General features: G+C 44.3%; 17 protein-coding genes. 5 read left to right on the top strand and 12 right to left on the bottom strand.

Going from position 1 to position 20,412, the window contains the following annotated elements; translation table 11 throughout:
- Nucleotides 1-20 precede the first annotated feature (20 nt).
- Nucleotides 21-1,607: a methyl-accepting chemotaxis protein gene (locus AYW75_RS14790; RefSeq protein WP_067100964.1), complete on the bottom strand. Its 1,587-nt coding sequence runs from the start codon at nucleotides 1,605-1,607 to the stop codon at nucleotides 21-23.
- A 248-nt stretch (nucleotides 1,608-1,855) separates the two neighbouring features.
- The gene (gene thiI / locus AYW75_RS14795; protein WP_067101137.1) at nucleotides 1,856-3,307 is read right to left on the bottom strand and encodes a tRNA uracil 4-sulfurtransferase ThiI; all 1,452 of its coding nucleotides are present in this window, start codon (nucleotides 3,305-3,307) and stop codon (nucleotides 1,856-1,858) included.
- A 332-nt stretch (nucleotides 3,308-3,639) separates the two neighbouring features.
- On the opposite strand from thiI, the gene glnA reads away from it, so the two are divergent.
- The 5 genes from glnA to AYW75_RS14820 all read left to right on the top strand — a co-directional run bounded on the left by glnA (nucleotide 3,640) and on the right by AYW75_RS14820 (nucleotide 9,013).
- Nucleotides 3,640-5,046: a glutamate--ammonia ligase gene (glnA, locus tag AYW75_RS14800; protein WP_067101140.1), complete on the top strand. Its 1,407-nt coding sequence runs from the start codon at nucleotides 3,640-3,642 to the stop codon at nucleotides 5,044-5,046.
- Nucleotides 5,047-5,326: 280 nt separating this feature from the next.
- Nucleotides 5,327-6,397 carry a nitrogen regulation protein NR(II) gene (glnL, locus tag AYW75_RS14805; RefSeq protein WP_082856551.1) on the top strand — a complete coding sequence of 357 codons (1,071 nt, stop codon included), beginning with the start codon at nucleotides 5,327-5,329 and terminating at the stop codon, nucleotides 6,395-6,397.
- Between the two features lie 9 nt (nucleotides 6,398-6,406).
- Entirely contained in the window at nucleotides 6,407-7,840 is a 1,434-nt protein-coding gene (gene ntrC / locus AYW75_RS14810) for a nitrogen regulation protein NR(I) (RefSeq protein ID WP_067100970.1), read from the top strand.
- 148 nt (nucleotides 7,841-7,988) lie between these two features.
- Nucleotides 7,989-8,369, top strand: a complete 381-nt coding sequence (locus tag AYW75_RS14815; protein WP_067100973.1) for a DUF3461 family protein — start codon at nucleotides 7,989-7,991, stop codon at nucleotides 8,367-8,369.
- 86 nt (nucleotides 8,370-8,455) lie between these two features.
- Nucleotides 8,456-9,013 carry an L-threonylcarbamoyladenylate synthase gene (locus AYW75_RS14820; RefSeq protein WP_197478964.1) on the top strand — a complete coding sequence of 186 codons (558 nt, stop codon included), beginning with the start codon at nucleotides 8,456-8,458 and terminating at the stop codon, nucleotides 9,011-9,013.
- Between the two features lie 52 nt (nucleotides 9,014-9,065).
- On the opposite strand, the gene AYW75_RS14825 is transcribed toward AYW75_RS14820, so the two are convergent.
- The 10 genes from AYW75_RS14825 to AYW75_RS14870 all read right to left on the bottom strand — a co-directional run bounded on the left by AYW75_RS14825 (nucleotide 9,066) and on the right by AYW75_RS14870 (nucleotide 20,283).
- Nucleotides 9,066-9,779, bottom strand: a complete 714-nt coding sequence (locus AYW75_RS14825; protein WP_067100976.1) for an ABC transporter ATP-binding protein — start codon at nucleotides 9,777-9,779, stop codon at nucleotides 9,066-9,068.
- Nucleotides 9,776-10,657 carry an ABC transporter ATP-binding protein gene (locus AYW75_RS14830; RefSeq protein WP_067100979.1) on the bottom strand — a complete coding sequence of 294 codons (882 nt, stop codon included), beginning with the start codon at nucleotides 10,655-10,657 and terminating at the stop codon, nucleotides 9,776-9,778. Before AYW75_RS14830 ends, AYW75_RS14825 begins: the two co-directional genes overlap by 4 nt.
- Nucleotides 10,654-11,928 (bottom strand): high-affinity branched-chain amino acid ABC transporter permease LivM, encoded by a 1,275-nt coding sequence (livM, locus tag AYW75_RS14835; protein WP_067100982.1) that lies wholly within the window; start codon nucleotides 11,926-11,928, stop codon nucleotides 10,654-10,656. The genes AYW75_RS14830 and livM overlap by 4 nt, the downstream gene beginning before the upstream one ends.
- The gene (locus AYW75_RS14840; RefSeq protein WP_067100985.1) at nucleotides 11,928-12,839 is read right to left on the bottom strand and encodes an ABC transporter permease subunit; all 912 of its coding nucleotides are present in this window, start codon (nucleotides 12,837-12,839) and stop codon (nucleotides 11,928-11,930) included. The genes livM and AYW75_RS14840 overlap by 1 nt, the downstream gene beginning before the upstream one ends.
- Nucleotides 12,840-12,916: 77 nt before the next feature.
- The gene (locus AYW75_RS14845) at nucleotides 12,917-14,032 is read right to left on the bottom strand and encodes a branched-chain amino acid ABC transporter substrate-binding protein (RefSeq protein WP_067100988.1); all 1,116 of its coding nucleotides are present in this window, start codon (nucleotides 14,030-14,032) and stop codon (nucleotides 12,917-12,919) included.
- A gap of 340 nt (nucleotides 14,033-14,372) precedes the next feature.
- The gene (locus AYW75_RS14850; protein ID WP_082856552.1) at nucleotides 14,373-15,302 is read right to left on the bottom strand and encodes a divergent polysaccharide deacetylase family protein; all 930 of its coding nucleotides are present in this window, start codon (nucleotides 15,300-15,302) and stop codon (nucleotides 14,373-14,375) included.
- On the bottom strand, nucleotides 15,302-16,579 hold the full coding sequence (locus tag AYW75_RS14855; protein ID WP_067100991.1) for a S41 family peptidase: 1,278 nt from the start codon (nucleotides 16,577-16,579) through the stop codon (nucleotides 15,302-15,304). The genes AYW75_RS14850 and AYW75_RS14855 overlap by 1 nt, the downstream gene beginning before the upstream one ends.
- A gap of 28 nt (nucleotides 16,580-16,607) precedes the next feature.
- Complete coding sequence (locus AYW75_RS14860; protein WP_067100994.1) at nucleotides 16,608-17,747, bottom strand: murein hydrolase activator EnvC family protein; 1,140 nt, start codon at nucleotides 17,745-17,747, stop codon at nucleotides 16,608-16,610.
- A gap of 14 nt (nucleotides 17,748-17,761) precedes the next feature.
- Nucleotides 17,762-19,291: a 2,3-bisphosphoglycerate-independent phosphoglycerate mutase gene (gpmI, locus tag AYW75_RS14865; protein ID WP_067100997.1), complete on the bottom strand. Its 1,530-nt coding sequence runs from the start codon at nucleotides 19,289-19,291 to the stop codon at nucleotides 17,762-17,764.
- A 95-nt stretch (nucleotides 19,292-19,386) separates the two neighbouring features.
- Entirely contained in the window at nucleotides 19,387-20,283 is an 897-nt protein-coding gene (locus AYW75_RS14870) for a LysR substrate-binding domain-containing protein (RefSeq protein WP_067100999.1), read from the bottom strand.
- Nucleotides 20,284-20,412 lie beyond the last annotated feature (129 nt).

Below are 20,412 nucleotides of genomic sequence, written 5' to 3' on the forward strand. Positions count from 1 at the left end.
CTCACGTAATGATCGTAGAATTAGCTCTTAGGTACCGTGACCTGATGCCAGAACTGTTGGGCAATACCCTCCATTTTCTCCGACAACACAAACAGCTCGTCACAAGCTCCGGAATTATCTCGACATTTTTCAACAATTCCGGCCGTTACGGTCACTGCATTCGCAATCCGTTGATTAATTTGCATCGCTGTTTCACTTTGCTGATTCATCGCTACCGCTGTTTGCAATGCATTTTGATGAATTTGATCCAAACCTTCACGAACTCTTGTTACTGCAATATCAACATTCATTGACTCTTCGTGAGTTCGCTCCACGGCCATCACAGCAGACTCCATTTTCGCACATGCAGCATTTGAGCCTGACTGCACCCTCTCAATCGCACTAACAATATCTTCCGTAGATTTATACGTTCGAGTAGCTAAACTACGAACTTCATCTGCAACCACAGCAAAGCCACGTCCTTGTTCGCCTGCCCGCGCTGCTTCAATCGCTGCATTAAGTGCAAGAAGATTAGTTTGTTCAGCTACTTCTTGAATAACCTCTACAACCGAACTGATAGCTTCACTATCAATGCGCAATCGAGCAAGCTCATCATTCGCTTGACTAATATGGGTACGAACAGTATCCATTGCATCACGCGCCGTAACAATCGCTTTTTGACCGTCAGACATAGTATCAAATGCAGCTTCCGTAACACGAGTGCCGTCTTGCGTAGCCTGAGCAACTTCCTCTACCGCGGCCACCATTTCATCCGTCGCTCGTTCAATCGAGCTAAAATCTTTTGATAGTTCATCTAACGCACGCTCACTGGACTGCACACTGGCGCAAACTTGAGTCTGCTTATCGCGCAACATTAACGAGAAACTACTGATACGACCCGCCACAGCGGCAGTTTCACCTCGCAGCTTCGTCAAAGCCAATCGAATAATACCCGCTTCATCCGTTCGCCCTGTATAGATATACGCAGCAAGCTCCGAATCACACACCTGGCGGGATTTTTTAATTGCGGTCGCTAACGGCTGGTATACCAGCCACAGCAAACCTAGCATCACTAAAAACAAGGCAGTATTAGCCAGCCAAGTAGTACTCGCATCGAATTGTTGAGCGATGAGGTTTGACAGTAAAAAGTAACTAACAAAAATCATCAAGCAACGAACTGGAAACGATAAGAAAGACTTTCTAGGTAATTTTTTCTCGGGATGAGAGACTGAGTTTAGACTAGAGTAAAGTTTTTCGGCACGTTGTTTCACCTCGACTTCCGGCGCTCGACGAACAGATTGATACTCAACTACTTGTCCATCTGCCATAACAGGACTCGCATAAGCGTCTACCCAGTAATAGCTACCATCTTTACATCGGTTTTTAACAATCCCCATCCACGATTGCTTTTGTTGTAAATGTTGCCACATGTCAGAAAATGCCACTTTGGGCATATCAGAATGTCGAATAATATTATGATGATGGTCAAGCAAATCTTGAGAATTGAATCCACTGATGTGTTCGAATTCTTCATTAATGTAGGTGATTGTACTATCGAGCTTTGTCAGTGACAGTATATTGGAGCTCTTATCCAATATACGCTCTTGCCCCTGTTGCGTATAAGTCATTTGTATCCCTACTAATTTAGTAAAAAATAAGGATAGGAGTGTATCGTGCTATCAAATAGCCATCTTGACAAAAATCATGATAAGCACATTTTATCTATTCACTTAACCGATCTGTCACTCATAAAATGTTCATTTTTGCGCACAATGAATTCAACCAATGACGACATTAAATAAAAAATAACACATAAAAAAACGCACCATCTAGGTGCGTTTTTAGACAACATATAAATCTTTTCACTCTAATTCGACTACGGTAGGTAAACGCCTACATTTTCATAACCTTTCGACATTAGATGAGAAGCATGAATTCGACTCATAACGCCTTTTCCGCAGTATAAAAGATATGTTACGTCTTGATCTAAGCTGGGCCACTTATTCCCTAATGTGAAGAAGGGTATGTTTAGCATCTGACGACCAGACGCTTTAATTGGGTTACGTTCGGCTTCATCTGGATGGCGAATATCAATAATCACTTCATCACTAACGGGCATACGCACCACAGGCACATCGCCTTGATACTGCTGGTCTACATCGGCCATCACATCTTGGATCGACATAACGCGAGCGTTATTTACGGCACTGTCTAATACATCAAAATTAAACTTCGCCTCTTCGCGTTCTACACGGTGCATTTTGGCACGTGTCGTGGGCTTAACAGAAATTACGCCACAAAATTCAGGCATGCTGGCAGCAAACGGCGCTGTACCAATTTCTTTAGCTTTATCAATGATTTCCTGTTTATTCATTGTCACTAGCGGACGCAACACCAGTTCATCCGTGACATTATCGATGACTTTTAAATTGATTAGGGTTTGACTCGATACCTGCGCAACACTTTCTCCTGTCACTAAGGCTTTTGCACTCACTCCTTCCATGACGCGAGACGCCGCGCGCAGCATCATACGTTTCAAGATAACCCCCATCTCGGCGTTATCAACATTATTGAGAATCTCTCCAACAACGTCTTCAAACGGAATCGTAATGAATTTTACACCCAATTTTGAGCCGTATTTGTCCCATAAGAAATGAGACACTTGCTTCACTCCAATTTCATGGGCATCGCCCCCTAAATTGAAAAAACAAAAATGTGTTTTCAAACCACGACTCATCGTCAAATAAGAACTCACTGTGGAGTCAAAACCGCCAGAGATCAATGACAGCACGGCGTCTTGTGACCCCAATGGGTAGCCGCCTAGGCCCTCAATACGCTGCTCAATCATCCACACACGATCATCACGAATATCGATAGGTACCAATACATCTGGGCTCTTCAAACGAACCGCTAAAGCGTCACAGCGTGCTTTTAACGTGCCCCCAATGTGTCTTTCAGCCTCCACAGAGGAGAAATCATGATTGCCCACACGCTTCACACGTACCGCAAACACAGCACCTTTTAATTCCTCACCATAGGATTTTATGGCTTCCTCAACAATGCCATCTAAATCCGTCAACGGAAATTCTCGCACGTACTGGAAATGAGCAATACCGGTAATATTGCGTAGTGACTCTACAAAAGCGTCACGTTGTTCCTCTTGTTCAGAGAAAATTTCTATAAAATCCCAGTTTCCTGCCACGGTCACGTTATCATCGTGATCACGCAAAACGAGACGAATATTGTGACGAAGCTGTTTTACGAACGCTTTTCGTACAGGGCGGCTTTTAATAGTAATTTCTGGAAAGAATTTAACGATAAATTTCATTGGGTGTGTGTTTTTCGTACAGTCGATTTTGAAGGCTGCACAGTATAAAGCATACAGCGCTGAAGCCAACCCTAAATGACTGCACCAAAAAAACACACAGCCAGTTAACATTGCAACATATTGGTGCAACAACATTTAAAAAGAGACTCAACAAAGTGCGCCTATATTCATCTGATAGCCAGCCCATACCTTAAACCACTGAAATTAAAAGATTTTTATTTCTGCCCAAAATTCTGGCACAGGATATGCTTTACATTTTGCAAAATACGCTTCATCTTGAAGCAACGCTGAATTCGAAAGAAATTTTGATTAAACAACATTGGAGAACAAACATGTCAAACATCACTCTTGGTTTGATCGCAGAACATGACGTGAAGTGGGTTGATCTACGCTTCACAGATTTCAAAGGTAAAGAGCAACACGTAACTATTCCTGCGGCTACTGTAGACGAAGAATTCTTTGAAAACGGTCAAATGTTTGATGGTTCTTCTATCGCTGGTTGGAAAGGCATCAACGAATCTGACATGATCATGATGCCTCAAGATGATACAGCGATTCTTGATGTTTTCACTGAAGATGCGACTGTTATCGTTCGTTGTAACATCATTGAGCCAGCAACAATGCAAGGCTACGACCGTGACCCACGTTCTGTTGCACTTCGTGCAGAAGAATTCCTTAAATCTACAGGCATGGGCGACACTGCATTCTTTGGTCCTGAGCCAGAATTCTTCATCTTTGACGACGTAAAATGGCATGCTGATATGTCAGGTTGTAGCGTACAAATCAACTCTGAAGAAGCAGCTTGGTCAACTAACAAGTCTTTCGAAGGCGGCAACACGGGTCACCGTCCACGTGTTAAAGGCGGCTACTTCCCAGTACCACCAGTTGACTCTCATCACGAAATTCGTGCGGCAATGTGTCACGCTATCGAAGCAATGGGTCAAGAGATTGAAGTACACCACCACGAAGTAGCGACGGCTGGTCAAAACGAAATTGGTGTTAAATTTAACACTCTTGTTAAAAAAGCCGACGAAGTGCAAGTAATGAAGTACTGTGTACATAACGTCGCGCACGCATATGGTAAAACAGCGACTTTCATGCCTAAGCCTATCGTTGGTGATAACGGTTCTGGTATGCACGTGCACCAATCTTTCTGGAAAGACGGCGAAAACCAATTTGCTGGTGATCAATACGCAGGTCTTTCTGATATGGCCCTTTACTACATTGGCGGTATCATCAAGCACGCTCGCGCAATCAATGCCTTTGCAAACGCTTCTACTAACTCATACAAGCGTCTTGTTCCAGGCTTCGAAGCACCTGTTATGCTAGCCTACTCAGCTCGTAACCGTTCTGCGTCTATTCGTATTCCTTACGTTTCAAGCCCTAAAGGTAAGCGTATCGAAGCACGCTTCGCTGATCCAACCGCTAACCCGTACCTATGTTTCGCAGCCATGTTGATGGCCGGCATTGATGGTATCAAGAACAAGATTCACCCTGGCGATGCTGCAGACAAAGACCTTTACGATCTTCCACCAGAAGAAGGTAAATTGATTCCAACAGTTGCTAGCAGCCTTGAAGAAGCACTTAAGTGTCTAGACGAAGATCGCGCTTTCCTAACGGAAGGTGGCGTATTCTCTGATGACATGATCGATGCATACATCGCACTTAAGTCTGAAGAAGTTAACCTTGTAAACATGACAACTCACCCAATTGAGTTCGACCTGTACTACAGCGTTTAATAACTGCTTCTAGCTCTTAGATTGACAGTAAAAGCCCCGACCTGTGTTGGGGCTTTTTTTTGCCCTACTAAAAAACATTAAAATATTAACGCACCATTTAAGTGCAAAAATAAGCACTATAGTATTAATAAACCTAGAAAAACAAAGGCATTAAACTCTGCCCAATGTTGGTTCGTATTTTGCAATGCTAGACACTAATAAAGTGATATTACTCTAACCGTGTTCCTTTTTAGCGCATGCATAACATCACACAATAAAATATTCTATAGAGGCACTTCCGGTGTACAGCTTACTGATCGACCATTTATCCACTGCGGTACTGCAGCTAAACAGAGAACTTAGCATTGAGTATCTCAATCCTTCAGCAGAAATGATGCTAGAGGTCAGTCGACGTCGTATCTATGGCCAAGACCTCGCTGCGGCATTCAGCGAAGATGATGAGAGTCGTCGTGCTTTACTGTCCGCTATTCAATCAGGTCATGCTTTTACAAAACGTGAAGCCGAGGTAACACTAACAACCGGAAAGATGATTCTATGTGACTACAATGTCACTCCGGTTATGGGTGCTCTTAATAATACCGATAGTCTACTGATTGAGTTGCATCCAAGAGACCGGATGAAGCGTATTTCTCAAGAAGATGAGCTCATTGCCAACCATCAAACCAGCAAAGAACTGATCCGCGGCCTGGCCCATGAAATAAAAAATCCACTAGGTGGTATTCGCGGTGCAGCCCAACTTATTAGTCGTGTTTTCGACGATGAAGATTTAAAAGATTATACCCAAGTTATTATTGAAGAGTCCGACCGTCTACGTGATCTGGTCGACCGCTTATTAGGACCGCGTCAACTGCCTCAATATAAGCCACTCAACATCCACCGTGTCATCGAACGCGTTAATCAATTAATTTCTGTGGAATCAGAAGGTCAGATTACACTCATTCGTGACTATGACCCCAGTATTCCCGACATCATTGGAGACGAAGCACAACTTATTCAATCGGTTTTAAATGTCATGCGTAATGCCATGCAGGCGCTGATCCAGCAATCTGATAATGTACAAAAGCAAATAACTGTCTCCACCCGTACCTTACGTCAGTTCACCATCGGCGCAAAAAGGCATCGTCTCGTATGTCGACTCAGCATCGTCGACAACGGTCCAGGTATACCTGAAAACTTATTAAAAACGCTGTTTTATCCAATGGTAAGTGGCCGCGCAGATGGCACCGGTCTCGGCTTATCCATTGCACAATCTGTCATTCATCAACATAACGGCATTATTGAATGCAACAGCCAACCACAGCGTACCGAATTTAACATCCTAATACCGATTGAAAGTTCGGCAGTAGGCTAGGAGGAAAACATGTCACAACAAGAAACTGTTTGGATCGTCGATGATGATCGCTCAATTCGCTGGGTATTAGAAAAAACTTTAGAACAGGAAGGCATCCAATGCCGTTTGTTCGAATCCGCTGAAGCATTAGCCAATATGATTGGTAAAGAGCAACCAACCGTCATCATTAGTGATATCCGAATGCCGGGTATGGATGGTCTTACGCTTTTAAGTCAGCTACAAAAAGAACATCCTTATATCCCAGTTATTATCATGACGGCTCATTCTGATTTGGAAAGTGCTGTGGCCTCATATCAGGGGGGCGCTTTTGAATACTTACCGAAACCCTTTGATGTAGAAGAAGCCGTTAGTCTGATCAAACGCGCAATTTTGCACCATAACAAATCTAAACCAGAATCGATTGCAGCAGCTGTGGAAGCAGAGCAACTCGCCGAAAAAGAAATTATAGGTGAAGCGCCTGCTATGCAGGAAGTGTTTCGTGCCATCGGACGCTTAGCAAACTCCAATATTACGGTACTCATCAATGGCGAATCTGGTACAGGTAAAGAGCTTGTTGCCCAAGCCTTACATCGCCACAGCCCCAGAGCATCAAGCCCATTTATTGCACTCAACATGGCTGCGATACCACATGATCTTATTGAGTCAGAGCTGTTCGGGCATGAAAAAGGTGCTTTCACTGGTGCCAACACACAACGTCGTGGTCGTTTTGAACAAGCCAACGGCGGTACGTTATTCTTAGATGAAATCGGTGATATGCCAGCCGAAACGCAAACACGTTTATTACGCGTGTTAGCTGATGGTGAGTTTTACCGAGTCGGTGGTCATACACCAGTCAAAGTAGATGTACGCATCATTGCCGCCACTCACCAAGATTTAGAAGGGCTGGTCACAAAAGGCTCTTTCCGTGAAGACTTATTCCACCGTTTGAATGTGATCCGCGTTCACCTACCTAAATTGGCAGAGCGTCGCGAAGACATTCCAAAACTGGCACGCCACTTTTTAAGCCGTGCTGCGGATGAGCTGCATGTTGAACCGAAAGTGTTAACAAGTGACACAGAAAACTACATGAGTCGGTTAGATTGGCCTGGAAATGTGCGCCAACTGGAAAATACCTGTCGCTGGTTGATCGTTATGGCATCCGGTCGAGAAGTATTAATCGAAGACCTTCCACCGGAATTACTCAACGCACCGCCTTCAGAAAGACCTCATGGCTCTTGGGAAGACGCATTGAAAAACTGGGTAGACAGTGCATTAGCAAGCGGTCAAAAAGGGATTTTAGAACAAGCTGTGCCTAAATTTGAACGTATCATGATTGAAACCGCTTTAGCTCATACCGCTGGCCGCCGCCGTGATGCTTCATTGCTTCTAGGTTGGGGTCGAAATACATTGACTCGTAAAATCAAAGAGCTGGGCATCGACCACTCAGACAGCGAAGAAGAATAATTCACCTCATGCTGTTACAAACGACACTTAGATCATGCTCAATCAAGGTGTCGTTTTTAGTTAGTTAATCTTGGTTTTTCTTGCTTTTTTGACAATAATCCACTTTCATAAAGAAATCTGACAACCGCACATTTACAAGGATTTCTTTATGTACCCAACTCTCGAGTCGATGGGCATCAACAGCTTCGAAAATATTGAAAAATATACCTTACGTTATGAAGGTGGTTTTGATGTTCTGAAGATCTATTACCGTCGAGAAAAAGGCTCTTTACTACCAAAGAGCAAGAAATTCAAATTTGGTCGTGCCACCCGCACTGTATTGGCAGATGGCGGTCAACAACAATACCGCGAGATCAGCGAACCTTCTTTAGTCGTTCTGCGCGCAGTAGATGAGTTAGGTCGTTTATTAGGTCAAGAGTTTGACGATAAGCAAACCAAAGAAGACCTTATCAAAGAGTTAGATCACTTAGAGCGTGTTGTCGCAGACAAAATCGTCGAAATTAAAGCAAAAATCGAGAAACTGTCTTAATCTTTGAAACAGCGGCTATAGATTCTATGGCCGTTTTTTTGGGAAAGTTTTACACTCCGTATATTATAAAATAACGGAGAACCGCTATGCTGATCACGTCTGATGCAACACAAGTTGCAGAGATCTTACGTAACGGTGGGGTTGTTGCTTATCCAACAGAAGCTGTTTGGGGGCTGGGCTGTGACCCGTTCAATCAACCAGCTGTGCAACGCATCCTTACCCTAAAGTCTCGTCCAGTTGAAAAGGGTTTGATTCTGATCTCTGGAGCTGCGCAACATTTAGAGCCTTGGCAAGAAATCCTCGAACACGTCATGTTTACGCGCTTAATAGAAGTCACTGATCGCCCAACGTCTTGGGTTGTTCCTGATACCCTTATCACGCCAGATTGGGTTCGCGGCCAACACCCAGGTGTTGCCATTCGACTCAGCCAGCACGAGCCTGTTCAAAACTTATGCTCTGCTTACGGAGGTGTGCTGGTATCAACTTCTGCTAACCCCGCTGGTCTGGATCCTGCGCGCTCGAAAGAAGAAGTCATTAACTATTTCGGTGATACACTTGATGCGATTTTCGATGCACCACTCGGTAACGCAGGCCAGCCCTCTCAAGTGCTTGACCTTATTACAGGTAAGCAATTTAGAGCTTAACGAAAAGAGCCAAGCGTGATGCTCGGCTCTTTGCTTTACAACTTAGCTCGTTCTAGTGACCACCCAAGTAGGCATCTCGAACTTCTGGATTCACCAGTAAATCATCACCAGACCCGGTTAACCGAATTTCGCCATTGACTAATACGTAACCCCGATCAGCAAGCTTTAAAGCATGATTGGCGTTTTGTTCTACTAAGAATATCGTCATCCCAGTACTCGCAACATCCGCCAAAATCTGGAAAATTTGCTTCACGATAATCGGCGCCAATCCTAAACTGGGTTCATCCAGCAATAATAGCTTTGGCCGACTCATCAACGCTCGGGCTATCGCCAGCATTTGCTGCTCTCCGCCTGACATGGTCGATGCTCGTTGATTACGTCGCTCTTTTAACCTTGGAAATAACTCAAACATGCGCTGCATGTCTTCATCACAATGATCCATACCAATGGGGATGGTCCCCATCAGTAAATTTTCTTCTACGGACATACCTGGGAAAATTCGACGGCCTTCTGGTGATTGTGCCAAGCCATTCGACGCAACGTAATGAGCAGACTTTTGAGAGATATCTTCATCTTGGTAAATGATTTGCCCCCCACTGATACGAGGCTGACCAAAAATAGACATTAGCAAGGTGGACTTACCTGCACCGTTTGAGCCGATCATGGTGACAATTTCCCCTTGATTGACTTCAAGGTTAACCTTTTTCAGCGCCTGAATTGGCCCATAATGAACGTCCACATCCTTGAATTGAAGTAATGCACTCATAATGAAACGTCCTCCCCTTCCTCAGCCCCTAAATAGGCAGCAATAACTTTCGGGTTCGACTTAATATCTTCAGGCCCACCTTTGGCAATCACTTCTCCGTGATCTAACACCACAATATAGTCAGAGATATTCATCACCATTCCCATATCATGCTCAATTAAAAGCACGGTTGTATTATGCTCATCACGCAATACACGAATCATGGAGGCTAACGCTTCAGTTTCAGAAGGGTTAAGACCCGCCGCAGGCTCGTCTAAGCAAATAATTTCAGGGTTTGTACACATTGCCCGCGCAATTTCTAAACGACGTTGCTGCCCATACGACAGTTCACCAGCTAAACGATTGGCAAACTCTGTCAAATGCACTACCTCTAACCAATAAAAAGCACGCTGCAAAGCTTCTTCTTCGGTCTTTTTATAACTTTCAGTATTTAAAATACCAGCCAACATACTTCGATTAACAATCATATGCTGCGCTACCAGTAAGTTCTCTACTACAGACATTTCTTTGAATAGACGAATATTTTGAAAAGTCCGGGCAAGACCTGCGCGATTAACCAGATGAGAGCCACCAAACATTTTATATTTTACGCGCTCTAAAAATGCAGCAGGCGAGACGAGATCAGAGCCTTTGAATTTTTCACCCAAGACTTTGATTACACTGGTAGGCTTTTCGCCAGCATTCAACATAATGCCGCCGCCCGTTGCTTTATAAAAGCCTGTTAAACAGTTAAATACCGTGGTCTTTCCTGCGCCGTTTGGCCCAATTAACGCTGATACAGAACCTCGTTTAATATCAAAGGTCACGTCATTTAGGGCCTTGATACCACCAAAGTGCATCACCAAGTTTTCTATTTCTAATATATTTTCTTGGCTCATTTAACCACCCCTTTTCGTGTCGCAAACCCTTTACGAGTCACTCGCACCAAACCGCGAGGTTTCCAAATCATCATCACAACCATCAAGATGCCAAACATCAACACACGATAGTCAGCAAATTCTCGCAGCATCTCAGGTGCAACCGTTAAGACAAAAGCTGCAATCACTACACCTAATGTCGACCCCATGCCACCTAAGACAACAATTGCTAAGATGAGCGCAGATTCGAAAAACGTAAACGAAGAGGGGTTAACAAAGCCTTGGTACGTAGCAAAAAATACGCCTGCAATTCCCCCTGTCGCAGCCCCCAAAGTAAACGCAGACAGTTTAACCAACACGTGATTCAAACCTAGCGAACGACACGCAATTTCATCTTCGCGCAGTGCTTCCCAAGCTCGACCAATTGGCATACGTGTGAGGCGATGTTTAACGTATAAAACGGCCAACACAACAAGGAATAGAACTAAGTATATAAAAATGTATTTGAATGCAGAGTCGTAGGACAAACCAAAAAACTCATGGAACGGGGTGCCATCGCGGGAACGCCGCTTAAACTCTAATCCGAACAATGTTGGCAGCGGTGCAGACACACCATTTGGTCCATGGGTAAATTCAGTCCAGTTCGTCAATACAAGACGAATAATCTCCCCAAAACCCAAGGTCACAATGGCCAAATAGTCACCATGCATGCGTAGTACGGGAAACCCTAAAATCGCTCCGGCAACACCCGCCATAATGGCGGCAAGCGGTAACATTGACCAAAACCCAAGCCCTAAGTACTCATAACCTAATGCTAGGCCATAAGCACCAATGGCATAGAAGCCAACAAAACCCAAGTCTAAGAGACCAGCAAGACCTACTACAATATTCAGACCTAACCCAAGTAATACGTATATTAATCCGAGGATCACTACAGTAAGCACGTATTTCGAAGCAATAAAAGGCGCAATCAAGCCAATAATAATCACAATCGGAATGATATAACGCATTTTGCTTTTATAGTCTGGCGCCGTCACCGTCACGCCATCTTCTTTGATCAATTGACGATAGATAAACTTTTTGCCTGCCTCAGTTTGCACGAAAACAGAGATGGCAAAACGGCCTGCCATAACAATGGCTACTATCCAAGCGACATCGTCAAAACGTGTCTCAAATCCGTAGCCATCTAACAATATGCCGACAACAGGTCCAAACACAATGAGTGCCAACAAGCCTGCAATTATAGTGTCTTTGATGCTGGAGGCTATGTTAATTCCAGTTTCTTGACTCATTAGACTTTCTCCACTTCAGGTTTACCCAGAAGACCACTTGGACGAAAAATCAAGATGATCACCAATAATGAGAAAGAGAACACATCCTTGTAATCTGAAGAGATCAAACCAGCAAACAAAGCTTCAGATAAACCAAGGATTACACCACCTAGCATGGCCCCTGGTAATGAACCGATGCCACCCAATACGGCAGCAGTAAATGCTTTGATACCGATAATGAACCCTACATAGAAATCGAAGGCACCGTAATCCAACGTTACCAACACGCCCGCAAGCGCAGCCATAGCAGCACCAATTACAAATACAGATGAAATCACGCGGTCGGTATTAATACCAAGGATCGAGGCCATTTTTCGATCTTGTTGAGTTGCACGACACATGCGACCCAATTTCGTTTTTTGAATGATGTAAGTTAATACACCCATTCCCAAAAAAGCAGCAAATAGAATAAATAACTTCATATAGGTAATTTGTACAAAGCCGTCGCCAATATCAAAGCGAATAGCACCAGTCAACATAGTGGGAATCCCCTGCTGACGAGCACCTTGAGAGATTTGGACGTAGTTTTGTAAAATTAGCGACATACCGATGGCCGATATTAATACCGAAAGACGACTGGAATTACGCAGTGGTCGATAGGCCACTCGCTCGATTACCCATCCATAAGCACCGGTTACGATAATAGTAAAAATGAGTGTCCCGAAAATGATTATTGGGAACGACTCCAAACCAAAAAAAGAAAATAGCGCAATCGCAATGGCGGTTAAATAACTCGATACCATATAGACGTCACCATGGGCGAAGTTAATCATCCCTATGATGCCGTAAACCATGGTATATCCGATTGCGATTAGCCCGTAAACAGAACCAAGTGTCAGGCCGTTCACTAACTGCTGTAGAACGATATCCATCGAAGTAACCTCTAGCGAGTTGTAACAAGAAGAGTAAGAGGCGCAAGGACTGCGCCTCTAATCAACAACCAGTGATATTAGTTGTTGAGCATGGTGTACTTGCCTTTATCATCCCACTCATACATAACGTAATCGGAGATAGTTAAGTCACCCTTTTCATCAAACTTTTTAGTTCCCATTACTGTTTCAATAGAATTCTCGTGAAGCCAATCAGAAGCGGCAATAGGATCCAGTTCTGTTGCATCTAACGCAGCGGCAACGACTTGCATCGCCGTGTAGGAGTACATCACATAACCTTCTGGCTCAACGCCAGATTCGCGGAACTCATCAACAACAACTTTGCCTGCTGCATAAGAGGTTGGATCTGCACCAAATGTCATCAGCACGCCATCCACGTACTCAGGCGACCCAGCCACCGACACAAACTCATCCGATACAATGCCATCACCTGAGATAAAGGTCGCAGTTAAACCTTGCTCACGCATTTGACGAACTAACGGACCTGCTTCCGAATGCAAACCACCAAAATACACGACATCAGCATCCACCGAACGAATCTTCGTGACTACTGCATTGAAATCTTTCTCACCACGCGTTAGACCTTCATATAGCACCTCATCGACACCATATGAGTTCATTGTGGCTTTCATTGCATCCGCTAAGCCTTTACCGTAAGTATCTTTGTCATGCAGAATCGCAACACGTTTAGCACCTAAGTCGTCAACAATGTAGCTCGCAGCCACATCCCCTTGCTGATCGTCACGACCACATACTCGGAAGACATTAGGTAAACCGCGTTCTGTTAAAGTAGGGTTGGTTGATGCTGGCGTCACCATTAGCACACCCGCTTCTTCATAGATGGTAGACGCTGGTATAGATGAAGAAGAACAGAAATGCCCAACAACAGCTACCGCTTCATCGGAGTCAACTAAGCGGTTGGCAATCGATACCGCCTGCTTTGGTTCACACGCATCGTCAGCTTTCACAAGCTTAATCATCTCGCCATTGATTCCACCTTTGGCATTGATATCCATCGCTGCTTTTTCAGCACCACGCCAAAGCTGCTCACCAAATGCAGCATACGCACCTGTATGGGGACCAGCGACACCAATGACAACATCTGCTTGGGCCGAAAATGCTGCACCAGCGATTGCCAAAGAAATAAGTGTTTTTCTTACAACTGTGTTAGACATGTAGAACTCCTACTCATTTTGGTTTTTTATCATTATTCTAAAAAGCAAGAAGTGTTCCAGAAAATTACAACCCACTCGACCAACTAGAAGTAGGAAGAATCACGGAAATAATCTTTGAATTGTGCACTACTTAAGAACACAAACAATAGCGGCTGTATGCGAAATGGTCAAATTAAGTGCGATACTATGAACCTATTAATACCTAATAAAACAATTAAATAGAGTCAAATACACCTAAAAAAAGCGTTCGCATGAAATTTTATCCTAATATCAGTACAAAAAGTCAGCCGAAAACACTGAGAAGCCCTCTTGGCTCCTCCCTGATTTTTCATTGAACAGGCTATTGAAGAAGTGTGTCGATGGTCACTAATTGTGCAGAAAGTGGTTGATTCAGACGACGCTTCAAAAAGCGTGTGGTTTCGGGATAAGGGTGACCAATTGCGATGGCAGATCCTTGTTTATGGGCACGCTTTAGTAAGCGCTCAAACTGTTTGCTAATAGCTTCTTCCGAACGCACATTATCGAGAAAGATATCCCGTGTTACAGTGCGAACACCTCTTTCAACAGCCGTTTTATACGCCACGCTTTTTGGGCTAGTTAAACTATCAATAAAAAATAACGACCGCTCTGCCATGATATCCATGACCCAACCCATATGTTCTGAATGTGTTGTTAACAAGCTGCCCATATGATTATTCACACCTGTGACATACGGCGTACTGTCTAAGTCGTCGTACAATGTTTGTTTAAACGTCTGCTCATCCATGTTGACGTACAAACCACCTGGTCCAAGCTTCAGCTCACGCTCATTTTCCATCGGTGCATGGAGGATAGTAATACGCTCCTGCAAATGAGCTCGCTGGGCAGTTCTCGCCCCGTAGGGTGTCTCAGGCAAAATTGCCAATACAACCGGTAAAGGCAGCGCTAAGCTTTCCTCCATACCGCGACGATTATAGCCCACATCATCAATAACGACGGCGATTTTAGGTGGCGCAGGTAAAGCATCCATAGCCGATATTTCTAGCGATGTCTTGCTTTTAGGAGTCTCATTTGGCAACGTTTTAGGCGTTTTAAACAAGGGAGGCCAATCAGATTTTTGATTAGTCAGGGGCACTAGGTAAGGAAATTGCCCCATACTTTTCGGTACACCTCGGTCCAATACAGGAAACGGGACTGTAGCGGGATCAGCTGCTTCATCGGCATACAAAACACTGCTAACACAGGAAAATATAGCACTTGCCAGCACCCAGTTAGATAAAAGTTGTCGCATTAGTTAACCAAAAATTGCTGTGCACTTTGAAGCATTGAAAATGCCTGAAATAGTTGAAAATCACTGACAGCCAAATCGTTCAACTTACTGTCGACATCTGAACTGGTGCGCTCTTTACCGCCAGTACCATTGCCCAAATGTCCTTTTAGCTCCGCCTCTTTGATAAAGAAACGGCCTTTTTCGACCTCCACTTTCGCTTGCGGAATAACCATATCTGGCATGATACCTTGTGCTTGTATAGAGCGACCATTAGGGGTGTAGTATAACGCTGTCGTTAACTTTACAGCGCCGCCCATACTCAATGGCACTACCGTTTGCACGGAACCTTTACCAAATGTTTCAGTCCCCAAAATTAAGCCACGACGATGATCTTGAATGGCTCCCGCTAATACTTCAGAGGCCGAAGCTGAACCTTCATTCACTAACACAATTAATGGCGCTTTAGGTAACAAGGTGGCTTTTTCTGTTGCCTCAAATTCGGTTTTAGAATATTCGTGACGACCATCGGTGTAGACAATTAAACCATCGTCAATCAAGGTATCAACTATACCCACTGCGCTTTGCAAGACTCCCCCAGGGTTATTACGAAGGTCTAGAATTAAGCCTTTGAGGTCATTATCTTTTTGTAAAGTTTCAAGCTTTTCACGAAACTCTTTTCCTGAATTACCTAAGAATTGGCTGATGCGTATGTAAGCAATGTCATTACCCAACCAGTCACTGGAAACACTGCTGTCTTCAATCTCTGCTCGGATAATTGAATATTGTGTAATTTGACCATCACGATCAACATCCAATAAGACTTCACTACCCTGCTCTCCTCGCATCAAACTAGACACTTCTTGTAACCCCATGTCTGATACAAGCTGATCATCAATCCTAATAATGATATCACCCGCTTTTAACCCAGCTTCGGCTGCGGGTGAGTCATCAATGGGCGAGACAATGGTCAATTTGTTATCAACCATTTCGACTTCAACACCGATGCCGGCATAATTACCCGATGTTTGCTCATCGAATTCCGCCATTTCATCCTTAGTCAAGTACTCTGAGTGCGGATCAAGCGACGACACCATCCCTTTGAGTGCTTTATTAATGATCGCTTCATCATCCAGTGCCTCAACATAACCTGCACTGATGGTTTCAAACGTTTCGACAAATGTACGAATTTGTGTCAGTGGAACTGACTGAACCGACTCACTAGGCTCAGGTGCTGCCCATGCTTGGTTCAATAATAAAGCACTAATTCCTATAACAAGGTGACGCTTGATACCAACCATATTTCATTCCTTCTAGTTAACTCTGCCGCTAACCTTTGCCAAACCAACTCACTGGTTTCACTGGCGCACCATTGTGTCGTATCGCGAAAAACAAGCCCGTTTCTGAACGACCACCCGAACTGCCTGCCGTAGCAATGACGTCATTGGCATTTACCCATTCTCCGACATCTTTTAACAGGCTTTGGTTGTAGCCATACAAAGACATGTAGCCACCGCCATGATCTAAAATAATCAGAAAACCAAAACCACGCATCCAGTCGGAAAACACAACTCTACCGTGATGCACAGCATGCACTTGGTCACCCGTCTTCGCGGCGAAGGTCACACCACCTAAATTGATCTGTGAATTATCCGGCAATTGCTTAATCACGTTAAGGGGCGGAATCAACTTTCCTTTTTGTGCGCCAAAAGGCGTATCTTGGTCAGGAATTTGTATGTCTGCCAACGCTAACGCTTCTTCTAACTGTTTTAACAGTGCCTGCATTTGCGCTTGGTTTCTTTGTATGCGCTTCGCTTTTTGATCACCGGAATTCAAATCAGTTTCAATTTTGGCTAACAACTTTTGTCGCTGAGCGTATTCGCCTTTGACTCGACTCTGCTGTTTTTCAAGGTCACTTTGCTCTTGCGCTATTTGTGCGCGCTGACTACGAATGCTTTTTTCGACTAGATTTAAGTCTTCAGCCTCGGCAGAAAAGCCATTAATAAGGGATTGGCGGGCAGTAGAAAAGTAGCGGTTATAATGAATCAAGCGCATGGATTCATCCGCTGGAATATCTTCGAGCAGGAACTTTAAACCTTCTTCACCACCAGAACGATAAACCGCCCGAAGTTGGGCGGCGATCTGCTGGTATTGCTGCTGAATGCTTTGTTGCAAGCTTCGTTGTTGGGTCTGCAAATTCTCTAACTGCTCAGCCCCTTTTTCTAAACTCTGTTGCAACTCCAAAATACGCTTCGATAAATCCTGAATCGACTGCTCTTTGCTCTCAAGCTGTTGTTCAACACTTGAGCGCTCGCTTTTCAGATCTTTTAGCCAACTATTAAGTTTGCTCAGGTCCTGTTGCAAAGATTGGATTTGTTGGCGCGCTTCTTCTGGTGTTTGTGGTTCTGCAGCCCAGCTAAAACTGGACCACAAAACCGTGAGCATCAACAAACAGGCTTTTAAACCCATAAGGATTCCCTATATTAAGCACGGACAAGTAAACTGTGACCAGTCATTTCTGCCGGTACATCCATGCCCATCATTTCAAGAATGGTCGGAGCAATGTCACACAAGGCTCCTTCTTTTAGCGACCAGTTCGCTTGTGGTGTCACCATGACTAATGGCACTGGCTCAAGCGTATGAGACGTGAGTGGCTGCGAGCCATCATCACTCAACATTTGCTCCACGTTACCGTGATCAGCAGTGATCAAGCACTGGCCTTCATTTTTCTCTAAGGCTTCTAAAATACGCCCTAAACACAGATCCACAGTTTCGACTGCTTTGACCGCTGCATCAAAAATACCACTGTGACCAACCATGTCACCGTTGGCAAAGTTACAGATGATAGTATCGTATTTACCAGCCTCGATTACCTCAACCAGTTTATCCGTCACCTCTGGAGCACTCATTTCTGGCTTAAGGTCATACGTTGCGACGTCTGGAGAAGGAATCAACTCACGCTCTTCACCCTCAAAAACGGCCTCTTCGCCGCCATTAAAGAAAAAGGTAACATGTGCGTACTTTTCTGTTTCGGCAATACGAAGCTGCTTTTTACCTGTATTCGACAGCACTTCACCTAAGGTGTTACTCAGTGCTACAGGTGGAAAAGCAACGTCAGCATTGATGTCTGAGGCAAATTCAGTGAAGGTAACAAATGCAGATAAGTCTGGAGTCGCCTTGCGTTCAAAGCCAGAAAACTCAGCATCTGTAAAAGCACGCGTCAATTGACGTGCACGGTCCGGTCTAAAGTTGGCGAATACAATGGCATCACCGTCTTCCATTTTGACGGGCTCACCCACAATGGTTGCTTTCACAAATTCATCATTTTCATCACGGTCATACGCGTCGTCAATGGCATCAAAAGCACGGTCTGCTTGGTATTCACTTTCGCCTAGCACAATAGCATCGTATGCTTGCTGTACGCGATCCCAACGGTTATCACGGTCCATGGCGTAATAGCGTCCCGTTAAGGTTGCGATACGGCCAACACCAAGATCTTTCAATTTATTTTCGATTTGCGCGACCGGCGTATGAGCCGAACGCGGCGGTGTGTCACGTCCATCAGTGAAGCCATGTACGTAGATCGCTTTCGCACCACGCTTTGCAGCCAGTTCACACATAGACATAATTTGTTCGTGATGAGAATGAACACCACCGTCAGAGACTAAACCCAACACATGCACCGCTTTGTCGGCTGCAAAAGCCTTATCAACAGCGTTTACCAGCGCTTGGTTTTCAAAGAAACTACCGTCTTCAATCGCTTTACCAATGCGTGTGAAGTTTTGATACACCACTCGGCCAGCACCTAAATTCATGTGACCGACTTCAGAGTTGCCCATCTGACCTTCAGGTAAACCAACGGCTAAACCAGACGTTTTAATTAAGCTATGAGGACGTTCGCCCCAGAGTTTGTCCCAGTTTGGCGTATTCGCTGCTGCGATTGCATTAGATGAAGAGGTTTCGCTGTAACCCCACCCATCTAAAATAAACAATGCTGTGGTTTTCTTGTTCATAAGTGCTCATCCCGATCTGTAACTAAGCAGTAGATTTGATACTACCATAGCCTTAGTAAGGGGCACAGCAAGACAAACACTCTGAGCGATGAAATCTATTTCGTTACAATGGCTTGATTCAGCAACCAATCACGGAAGGTAACCACTTGTTCTAAGTCGGCCTTATCGGCGGGATAAGACAACAAGTACTCGTGCGGTGTTTCTAGGGCTTGGCTAAAAGGTGCCACTAACTCACCGTTGGTAAGGCTTTGTTTGGCAATAATAGACGGGAGTATCGCGATGCCCATACCATGCTTTGCAGCTTCCAGTAACATATGGAAGTGTGCAAAAGCAGGCCCTGCTAACGAATCACTCTCTAAGTCATGAGCGGCTAGCCAATCAGGCCAAGCATTAATACGCGAGGTTAAATGTAACAGTGGAAAATCAAGTACATTGCTAGGCGTTAATTTATCTATGTTTAGCTGCTCTAAAATAGAAGGGGCACAAACGGCCTCAACAGACTCACTCAACAAATGATGACTGACGGCACGAGGCCAATGATCGCCACCATAATGCAGAATAATATCAATCGCTTCCGGATCAAATTTAGCCGCATCATCGAGCGAGCGTACTTTGATTTGGAACTGAGGGTTCGTTTTAGAAAATTCGGCCAATTTTGGCATTAGCCAATAAGATGCGAACGTCGGTAACGCTGAGATCGTCAGAGTGGTCTTTTCATCTTCACGATGCAACATGCGCAAACTGGCATTTTCCATGCAATCTAATAGCGGGACGATCTCTTTGTAATACGCTGCGCCCGTATTGGTAAGTACCAGTCGTTTATTTAATCGAATAAATAAATCTCTCGACAAAAATTCTTCCAGATTACGAATCTGACGACTGACGGCACTCTGAGTAAGATATAACTCTTGCGCGGCACGTGTAAAACTTAAGTGTCGAACAGACGCTTCAAAGCATTTGAGTGCCGTCGAGGATGGAATGTATCTGCGCATCGGGCGACCATGTTTAGAATGATGGAAAACAACTGTACATTAATTTTTTAAAACTCGACCATTGTGACGCTAAAAAAAACGATTGTCATTATGGGTTTCTCGTTTTTTATGTCAAAAATCTCTGAACAG

It is taken from the genome of Marinomonas atlantica (assembly GCF_001639725.1).
Classification (GTDB): domain Bacteria; phylum Pseudomonadota; class Gammaproteobacteria; order Pseudomonadales; family Marinomonadaceae; genus Marinomonas; species Marinomonas atlantica.